Raw genomic sequence first — 8492 nt, 5'->3', positions numbered from 1 at the left:
CACTTCCACCTGCCCCGGCACGGCGACGAGCCCGTCCGGCACGTACACCGTCACCGGGCTCACGGCGCGGGTGGCGCGGCGGTCCACCCTGCCGCTCACCCGCACCCGCGCGCGCGACACGCTCAGCCCACCCAGCGCCGCCGTGTCCAGCGCGATCTCGCGGCTGAAGGTGCTGTCGTCAGGGACGATCTCGAACGGCAGCGTGTTGAGAACGGTCAGCGCGTTCACCTGGTCCGCCCCCCCCGTCACCCGCACCTCGGCGGGGAAGATGGAGAGCGAGTCGCCCACGACGTAGCGCCGCAGCGAGCGCCCGCTGATGGTCGCGTGGATGGGGACCAGGCGGCTGGCGAGCCGCTGCAGCCCGAGCGCGACCACGGCGGGGCGCACGTCGCGCGCGTTGACGGAAAGGCCCTGGGGAATGCGCACCATGGCCGGGTCCAGCGCAAAGGTGCGCCCCTCGCCCACCTGGCGAATGGGGAGCACCAGCGCGGGCCGGTCGATGGCCAGCTCCCAAAGTTCGCGCCCCGGCCCGGTGAACTGCACCCGCACCTCCTGCGGCTCCGGGGGCCCGGAAATGACGAACTGCGGATCGCGCACCACCGGGTCCACGCGCACGGGGATCCACTGCGTGGTCACCTGCTCCGCGCTGACGACCGCCCACACCAGCACGGACAGGGCGAAGGCGGCCAGCTTGAGGGGCCAGTTGCGGGTGAGGGTGCGCAGGGTGACCCTACGCACCGGCGCGCTCCGCGAGCAGGCGGCGCAGCAGGTCGGTGTTGGCGCCCGCGTCCCACTCCGTCGCGCCGATCACCTTCTTCTGAATGACGCCGTCCCGGTCCAGGATGAACGATTCGGGAACGCCCGTGGTGCGGTACGTCCGCTGGATCTCGCCGGAGGGGTCGTGCCAGATGGTGAACGTGAGCCCCAGGTCCCGCGCGAAGCTGGTCAGCTCCTTCGGTCCCGCGGGCGCCTTGTCGACGCTGACGGCGATGATGCGCAGCCCCTGCGGCCCCAGTTCCTTGTGCAGGCGCTCCATGGACGGCATTTCGTCGCGGCAGGGGCCGCACCAGGTGGCCCAGACGTTCAGCAGCACCACCTGCCCGCGCAGGTCGGCGAGCGAAACGGGCCTGCCGTTCATGTCGGTGGCGCGAAAGCCGGGCGCGGGCTTGCCCACGTCCGGCGGAAGAATGCGGTCGCGGTTGGCCCATCCCAGCGCCAGAAGGATCGCGAGCACCGCCGCGACCGCCCCCGGAAACACCCATCCCCGCCGCTTGGCCATCGATCCCGATCCAGAGTTGGTGTCCATCACGCGCCGCGCGCGCCGATCCGCCCACCCGTACCCGGGAACGGAACAGAAGTCCCCAGTGCCCAGTCCCGAGTGCCCGGTGCTCAGTGCCCAGGCACCGGCCCCCTATTCCCTATTCCCTATTCCCTATTCCCTATTCCCTATTCCCTATTCCCTATTCCCTATTCCCTGGGTTTCGCCGGCGTCGTCGGCAGCGACGCCTCGGGCGGGGGCGGCGCCTCCTCCACCGGGTCCGGCGGCACGCTGTCCTCCGCGGCGGGCTCCGGCGCGGCGGTATCCACCACCACGGGCGCGGGCGGATCGGGATCGGCGCCGGCCAGCACCACGCGCACGCTCGAGCCCATCGGCAGGCTGTCCCCCGCGGCGGGCGACTGGCTCACCACCGTTCCCGCCTCCGCGGTCGCCGCGGGATCGTAGCCCACGCGGCCGATGCGCAGCGACACCGTTTCCAGCCGCGCCGCCGCGTCCCCCCGGGTCAAGCCGACCACGCTGGGGATGAGCACCTTCGGCGGCCCGGCGCTGATGATCATCACCACCATGCTGGACACCGCCGCGGGCTGCCCCGCCGCGGGGCGCAGCCCGATGAGCGCCCCTTCCTCCCGCCGGTCGCGCACGCGCTGCAATCCCACGCGGAACCCGTAGCGCTGCAGCGTCTCGATCGCCTCCGCCCGCGTCATGCCGGCGATGGAGGGCACCGGCCGCGTCTCCGGCCCGCCGCTGATCACGATGCGCACCGCGGACCCGCGCGAAACCTCCTGGCCGGGAAGCGGCGTCTGCATCAGCACCCGCCCGCGGCGGATGCGCGCGTTGGTCACCGTGCCCCCCTTTTCCACCGCCAGACCCAGCCGCCCCAGCGTGCGCTGCGCCTCGCCCTGCGGACGCCCCGTGAGGTCCGGCACGGTGACGATGGCCGACCGCCCGAATCCGGGAAAGAAGAAGAGGGTGATCAGCACGTAACCGAGCAGAAACCCGCCCAGCGACGCCGTCAGCACGTACTTGAGCAGGCGGCGCTCGTCAAAGTAGCGGCGCACCCGGCCCGGCAGTTCCTTGTGCCAGCCGGGCGCGGGAGGACGAAAGCGCGGTGTGCGGGCCGGCTTCACGGGCTGGCGCGGCCTCACGCGGGCCTCCGCAGCCGCGCGGCGAACGCGCCGTCCGCGCCCTGCGCCTGCGGCAGCACGCACAGGTACCCGGCCGCGTCGCGAACCTCCGCGGGCACGGCCTCCGTCGCTTCCACCCGCCATCCGGGCCGCGCCTTCAGAAACGACTCCACGCGCACCTCGTTCTCCTCCCGTTCCAGCGAACACGTGGAATAGATCAGCAGCCCGCCGGGGCGCACGCACTCCGCCGCGGCGGCGAGCAGTTCGTCCTGCAGGCGGGTGAGGGCCTCCAGGTCCTCCGGCGTCACTCGCCAGCGCCCGTCGGGGTGGCGCCGCAGTGTGCCCGTCCCCGTGCAGGGCGCGTCCAGCAGCACGGCGTCCGCGGGGCGGAACGGCGGCCTGCGCCCGTCCGCCACCACCACGCCCACCCGGTCACCCCAGCCCAGCCGCCCCGCGTTTTCCGTCACGCGCCGCACGCGCCGGCGCGACAGGTCCGCGGCGGCCACCCGCCCCGCCCCGTCCGCCAGCCCCAGCGCCTTGCCCCCCGGCGCCGCGGCCAGGTCCAGCACCGTGGCGCCCGCCGGAACGTCCGCGTAGCGCACCACCAGCGCCGCCGCGGGATCCTGCACCACGGCGGGAACGGCCGTCAGCGCCTCGGACGCCGTCCCCGGCGCGGGGATCCGCAGCGAATCCGGGGACCAGGAGACGGGCGCCGCCTCGATCTCCGCCGCGCGCAGCCGGGCCGCCGCCTCGTCCACCCCCACGCCGAGCGGGCGGATGTACAGCTCCGGCCGGCGGTTGTTCGCCTCCACCAGCGCCAGCGCGGCCTCGGGCCCCCAGCGCTCCATCCACCGCCGCACCAGCCACTCCGGGTGCGAACCCCAGGTGGAAAGGTAGGCGACGGGGTCCCTGCGCTGGTCCGGAAAGCTCATGTGCTCCCGGCGGCGCTGCAGGTTCTGCAGAATGCCGTTCACCAGCCCGGCGGCGCGCGGCACCCCGGCCATCCGCACCAGGTCCACGGACTGCGACACCGCGGCGTAGGGCGGAACGCTCCCCATCTCCAGCAGCTGGTACGCGCCCAGGCGCAGCACGTCCAGCACGTCGGGGTCCAGGCTTTCCACCCCGTCCCGCGCCAGCCGCCCCAGCAGGTAGTCGATGCGGCCGCGCAGGCGGAACGTCCCGTAGACGAGCTCCTGCGTCCACGCGCGCTCGCGCGGCTCCAGCCCGTGCACGGCCGCGTCCAGCGCGCGGTCCGCCAGCTCGCCCTCGCGCACGCGGGCCAGCGCCTCCAGCGCGGCCTGCCGTCCCACCGTCGGCGCCGCCATCAGCGCCGCGCCCCGCGCGCGGACCCGCTCACGCGTCCACGCCAAAGCGGTCGCCCGCGGACACCCCGCGCCCGCGCACCCACTCCCCCGCGCCCATCCGCCGCTTGCCCTGCGGCTGCACCTCGGCGATGCGCACGGCGCCGCTCCCGCAGGCCACCACCACCCCGCCCTGCGCGTCCGCGGCCAGCACGGCGCCGGGCTCGCCGGAGGCGTCCGCCACCGGCTGCGGGCGGAAGAGCTTCACGGGGCCGCGCGCGCCCAGCGGGCTCCACGCCCCGGGCACGTCGTCCATGGCGCGGATCAGCCGCGCCACCTCCTCCGCGGGGCGCGTCCAGTCCACCCGCGCGATCTCGCGGTCCACCTTGGGTGCGTACGTGGCGCGGTCGTGGTCCTGCACCGTTTCCGTCGCCGCGCCGGCCTCCATCAGCGCCAGCGTTTCCACCAGCGCCTCCGCGCCGATCTCCGCCAGCCGCACCCCCAACTCCGCCGCGGACTCGTCCGGGCCGATCGGCTCCTCCACGCGCAGAATCATGGGCCCGGAATCCAGCCCCGCCTCCATCCGCATGATGGTGACGCCGGTCGTTTCGTACCCGCGAGCCACCGCCCACTGGATCGGCGCCGCGCCGCGCAATTCGGGGAGGAGGGATGCGTGGATGTTGATCGATCCCAGGCGCGGCACGGCCAGCACCTCCGGCTTCAGGATCTGCCCGAAGGCGACCACGACGGAGATATCGGCCTCCAGCGCGCGGATGCTGGCGATGAACTCGTTGCCCCGCGCCCGCTCCGGCTGCAGGATGGGGACGCCCATCGTCAGCGCCTCCTGCTTGACCGGGGAAACGGAAAGCGCGCGCCCCCGCCCCGCCGGCCGGTCCGGCTGCGTCACCACCCCCACCACGTCGTGCCCCTCTTCCGAAAGGGCCATCAGCGCGGGGAGCGCAAACGCCGGGGTGCCCCAGAACAGGACTCTCACTTGCCCGCCAGCTTGCGGTACTTCTTGAGCAGCATGGTGCGCTTGATGGGGCTCAGGCGGTCCAGGAACAGCACGCCCTCCAGGTGGTCGATCTCGTGCTGAAGGCAGCGCGCCAGCAGCCCGTCCGCTTCGATGCGGACGGGGTTTCCCCGCTGGTCCAGCGCTTCCACGACGCACGTCACGGGGCGCTCCACCGAGCCGGTGATGCCGGGAATGCTCAGGCATCCCTCGTCGTAGCGGTCGCGCTCGCCGCCGGACTCCACGATGCGCGGGTCCAGCAGGGCGATGCGGTCGCCCCCTTCTTCCTTGACGTCCACCACGATCAGGCGCTGGCTCAGCCCGATCTGCGGGGCGGCCAACCCGATGCCGCTGGCGTCGTACATGGTCTCGAACATGTCGTCCACCAGCCGGTCCAGCTCCGGGCCGGGGGCGGGCACCTCCGTGGTGCGGCGGCGCAGCACCTCGGAGCCCAGCAACTCGATCTTGCGGATCGCCATCGTTACTTCCTGGGTTCCCCGCCGAGGCGGCGGGCGATCTTGGCACGCTCCACGACCACGATGGACGTGCCGGTCTTTACCTGGATCTCGTCGTTCTTGATGCCCGTCACCTCGCCGATGAGCCCGCCGGCGGTCACGATCTGGTCGCCCTTCTGCAGGCTGCCCACCATGTTCGCGTGCTCCTTGGCCTGCCGCCGCTGCGGAACGATGATCATCACCCAGAAGAGGATGAACAGAAAGATCAGCGGCAGAAAGCTGATGATGGGGTTGGCGCCGCGGGCCTGTGCCTGCGCCAGAAGGAGCACGGTTTCCATGATTCCCGAAATCCGGATGGTTCAGTGATGATGCCGTCGTTCACCCGCGCGCGGCGCGCCCGGCGTGAAAGCGGTCCAGCCAGGCGCGGCTCCACGAGGCGAAGTCGCCCGCGGCGATGCGCTCCCGCGCGGTGTCGGCCAGCCGCACCAGAAAGCGCAGGTTGTGGATGGAAAGCAGGCGCATGCTCAGCCCCTCCCCCGCCACGAACAGGTGCCGCAGGTACGCCCGGGTGTAGGTGCGGCAGGTGTAGCAGTCGCACTCCGGGTCCAGCGGCCCCGCGTCCGTGCGAAAGCGGTTCTGCTTGATGTTCACCTGCCCCTCGCCGGCGATCCACACGGCCCCGTTGCGCCCGTTTCGCGTGGGGGCCACGCAGTCGAACATGTCCACCCCGCGGCCAATGGCCTCCAGCAGGTCGTCCGGGTACCCCACGCCCATCAGGTAGCGGGGCAGCGTTTCCGGCAGTTCCGGCTGCAGCGCCTCCAACAGGGCGTACATGGTGGGCTTGGGCTCGCCCACGCTCAGCCCGCCAATGGCGATGCCGTCCCAGTCCCCCGCGTTCACCGTGCCCCGCAGCGACTCCAGCCGCAGGTCCGGGTAAATGCCGCCCTGCACGATGGGAAACAGCGTCTGCACCGGGCCCCCGGGGTCTTCCGCCGGCAGCTGGGCGAAGCGCGTGCGGCAGCGCTCCAGCCAGCGCAGGGTGCGCTCGTAGGCCTGCGTGGCCACCTCGCGGCTGCTCTGCCCCGGCGGGCACTGGTCAAAGGCCATGATGATGTCGGCCCCCAGCGCCCGCTCGATCTCCATCACCCGCTCCGGGGTGAACAGGTGGCGCGACCCGTCGATGTGGCTCTGAAAGGTGACGCCCTCTTCCGCGATGGTGTTGATGTCGCTGAGGCTGAACACCTGAAAGCCGCCCGAGTCCGTCAGGATGGGCTTGCGCCACCCCTGAAAGCCGTGCAGCCCGCCCATTTCGCGCACCAGCTCATGCCCGGGCCGCAGGTAAAGGTGGTAGGTGTTGCCGAGGATGATCTGGGCGCCCAGCCCCTCCACCTCTTCCGGCGTGAGCGTCTTTACCGTGGCCTGCGTGCCCACGGGCATGAACACCGGCGTCTGCACCACCCCGTGGGGAAGCGTGAGCCGCCCCGCGCGCGCCGCGCCCTCCGTGGCCTGGATCTCGAACTCGAACAGCGCCGCCTCCCCGCGAAGATCGCATGCGATTGCAAACCCCTAGTTTGGCGGATGCGCGGGGTTCCGGCAAGGCGCCGCCCGCCCGCTCCGGCCCCAACGCACGAGAGCCGGGCCGCGCGTGGCGGCCCGGCTCCCGGTGGCGGGGCGACTCGCCCCTGGTACTCGGCGGCCCCTGCATGGTCGCCGTACGCGGCGCGGGCGGGTGCGGGCCCGCCAGGCGCACGTGCACTCAGCCGCGGTGGGCGGCGGCCCGCCGGTCGCGCGGCCCCACCCGCCGGTCGCGGCGCGCCGCGGGCGTGCGCCGCCACTCCAGCTCGTCGAGAACGATCTCGCGCAGCAGCATGACGGTGGTGATCATCAGGAGCCCGATGGTCACCTTGGCCAGAAAAAAGATGACCGTTTCGTAGAACGCCATCGAAACCTCCGGGTTCGGAGCCATTCCGTCGCGGTCGCCGTGGCACCGAGCCACGCAGCGAGCCAGACGGAGAACACAAACACGTTCTCCAGAAAGATAACGTCTTCCGGACACCCGTCCAGATTCCCACTTTGCGCCACGGGCGGCACCGCGGCACTCCTATCTACCTGCCATTGCTGCACTTCCCTGCACGCGGGAGCAAGGTTCCGCTCCCGGTCCACATACATTCCGTACAAGCCGGACGCCAGGATGCCGCCGAGCAGAAACATGCCTGATGCCCACGCGCTCACTCCGGGGCGTGTGCTGCGCAGCCACGCGGAGGGCTCGGTGAACGACGCCCCCAGCTGCGCGCCGCAGATCATGACCGCAAAGAACAGAAGCTCGGGCGAGCGCCGCAGCGGCAGCAGCGAGCCGGTCTCCAGCGCCACGATCAGGACCGAGAACGCGAACGGCAGCAGGCCGAAGCCCACGGCGAAGACGAACCAGCGCAGCATGGGCCGCATGTCGGTCCGCTCACGGGGTTGAGGGTGGGACGGCAGACTACGTTGCGAGCAACAATATGGACACTTCCCCGCGATCCCGCAAGTGCCTGCAAGAAGGCACTTTCGGCTGTGTCGTCAAGTGTGATTCTGAACACACCGAAGCCGCCAGCGGCGGAACGTGCCCTGTGCACGGTAATGGACGAAGCCGGACCGCGAAAACGCGGCCCGGCTTCGGTTTGCATGCTTTCCGTGCGGAACGGAACTCGGCTCGATTCGCCGTCAGACCACCAGCATCGCGTCGCCGTACGAGTAGAAGCGGTAGCCGCGCGCGATGGCCTCACGGTACGCGTGCATCGTCAGGTCGTACCCGCCCAGCGCGGAAACCAGCATCATCAGCGTGCTGCGCGGGAGGTGGAAGTTGGTGAGCAGGTGGTCCACCGCGCGAAAGCGGTACGGCGGGCGGATGAAGATCTGCGTCCACCCCTGCCCCGCATGCACGCGTCCATCCTCGTCCGCAACGGATTCCAGCGTGCGGACCACCGTGGTGCCGACCGCCCACACCGTTCCGCCCGCCGCGCGCACGCCGTTGATCGCGTCCGCCGCCTCGGCGGAAACGCTGTACCATTCAGAGTGCATGGCGTGCGCGGCCGGGTCTTCCACCTCCACCGGGCGAAAGGTGCCCACGCCCACGTGCAGAACCAGCCGGGCCAGGCGCACACCCCTGGCTTCCAGGGCGGCCAGCACCTCGGGGGTAAAGTGCAGCCCCGCCGTGGGGGCGGCCACGGAACCCCGCTCGCGGGCGTAGACCGTCTGGTAGCGCTCGCGGTCCACTTCCGTGGCGCTGCGCTCCACGTACGGCGGCAGCGGAACCTCGCCGTAGCGGTCCAGCGCCTCCGT

Annotated in this window: 11 protein-coding genes; all 11 read right to left on the bottom strand. The window is 71.8% G+C overall.

The genetic code is table 11. From position 1 onward, the window contains the following. The coding region (locus tag VF665_RS15095; RefSeq protein WP_331054269.1) for a hypothetical protein at window positions 1-738 on the bottom strand (738 nt) is incomplete at its 3' end. Further along, complete coding sequence (locus VF665_RS15090) at window positions 731-1306, bottom strand: TlpA disulfide reductase family protein (RefSeq protein WP_331054268.1); 576 nt, start codon at window positions 1304-1306, stop codon at window positions 731-733. The genes VF665_RS15095 and VF665_RS15090, both read right to left, overlap by 8 nt. A gap of 161 nt (window positions 1307-1467) precedes the next feature. Then, entirely contained in the window at window positions 1468-2424 is a 957-nt protein-coding gene (locus tag VF665_RS15085; protein WP_331054267.1) for a PASTA domain-containing protein, read from the bottom strand. Further along, complete coding sequence (locus VF665_RS15080) at window positions 2421-3728, bottom strand: RsmB/NOP family class I SAM-dependent RNA methyltransferase (protein WP_331054266.1); 1308 nt, start codon at window positions 3726-3728, stop codon at window positions 2421-2423. The genes VF665_RS15085 and VF665_RS15080 overlap by 4 nt, the downstream gene beginning before the upstream one ends. A 28-nt stretch (window positions 3729-3756) precedes the next feature. After that, window positions 3757-4698: a methionyl-tRNA formyltransferase gene (gene fmt / locus VF665_RS15075; RefSeq protein WP_331054265.1), complete on the bottom strand. Its 942-nt coding sequence runs from the start codon at window positions 4696-4698 to the stop codon at window positions 3757-3759. Further along, window positions 4695-5195: a peptide deformylase gene (gene def, locus VF665_RS15070; protein WP_331054264.1), complete on the bottom strand. Its 501-nt coding sequence runs from the start codon at window positions 5193-5195 to the stop codon at window positions 4695-4697. The genes fmt and def overlap by 4 nt, the downstream gene beginning before the upstream one ends. Window positions 5196-5197: 2 nt before the next feature. Then, entirely contained in the window at window positions 5198-5509 is a 312-nt protein-coding gene (gene yajC / locus VF665_RS15065) for a preprotein translocase subunit YajC (RefSeq protein WP_331054263.1), read from the bottom strand. 40 nt (window positions 5510-5549) lie between these two features. After that, window positions 5550-6698, bottom strand: a complete 1149-nt coding sequence (gene tgt, locus VF665_RS15060) for a tRNA guanosine(34) transglycosylase Tgt (RefSeq protein WP_414678844.1) — start codon at window positions 6696-6698, stop codon at window positions 5550-5552. A gap of 229 nt (window positions 6699-6927) precedes the next feature. Then, window positions 6928-7113 (bottom strand): hypothetical protein, encoded by a 186-nt coding sequence (locus VF665_RS15055; protein WP_331054262.1) that lies wholly within the window; start codon window positions 7111-7113, stop codon window positions 6928-6930. Beyond that, window positions 7071-7607, bottom strand: coding sequence for a hypothetical protein (locus VF665_RS15050; protein ID WP_331054261.1), 537 nt, complete (start codon window positions 7605-7607; stop codon window positions 7071-7073). The genes VF665_RS15055 and VF665_RS15050 overlap by 43 nt, the downstream gene beginning before the upstream one ends. Window positions 7608-7874: 267 nt before the next feature. Further along, the coding region (gene queA / locus VF665_RS15045; protein WP_331054260.1) for a tRNA preQ1(34) S-adenosylmethionine ribosyltransferase-isomerase QueA at window positions 7875-8492 on the bottom strand (618 nt) is incomplete at its 5' end.

The sequence above is a fragment of the Longimicrobium sp. genome (assembly GCF_036387355.1).
GTDB lineage: Bacteria > Gemmatimonadota > Gemmatimonadetes > Longimicrobiales > Longimicrobiaceae > Longimicrobium.
This window is presented reverse-complemented; position numbering and strand designations above follow the sequence as displayed.

Excerpts from the sequence above, each read along its gene's own strand:
- VF665_RS15080 (WP_331054266.1), bottom strand. The coding sequence starts at position 3,728 with ATGGCGGCGCCGACGGTGGGACGGCAGGCCGCGCTGGAGGCGCTGGCC.
- VF665_RS15055 (WP_331054262.1), bottom strand. The coding sequence starts at position 7,113 with ATGGCGTTCTACGAAACGGTCATCTTTTTTCTGGCCAAGGTGACCATC.
- VF665_RS15050 (WP_331054261.1), bottom strand. The coding sequence starts at position 7,607 with ATGCTGCGCTGGTTCGTCTTCGCCGTGGGCTTCGGCCTGCTGCCGTTC.
- def (WP_331054264.1), bottom strand. The coding sequence starts at position 5,195 with ATGGCGATCCGCAAGATCGAGTTGCTGGGCTCCGAGGTGCTGCGCCGC.
- VF665_RS15090 (WP_331054268.1), bottom strand. The coding sequence starts at position 1,306 with ATGGACACCAACTCTGGATCGGGATCGATGGCCAAGCGGCGGGGATGG.
- yajC (WP_331054263.1), bottom strand. The coding sequence starts at position 5,509 with ATGGAAACCGTGCTCCTTCTGGCGCAGGCACAGGCCCGCGGCGCCAAC.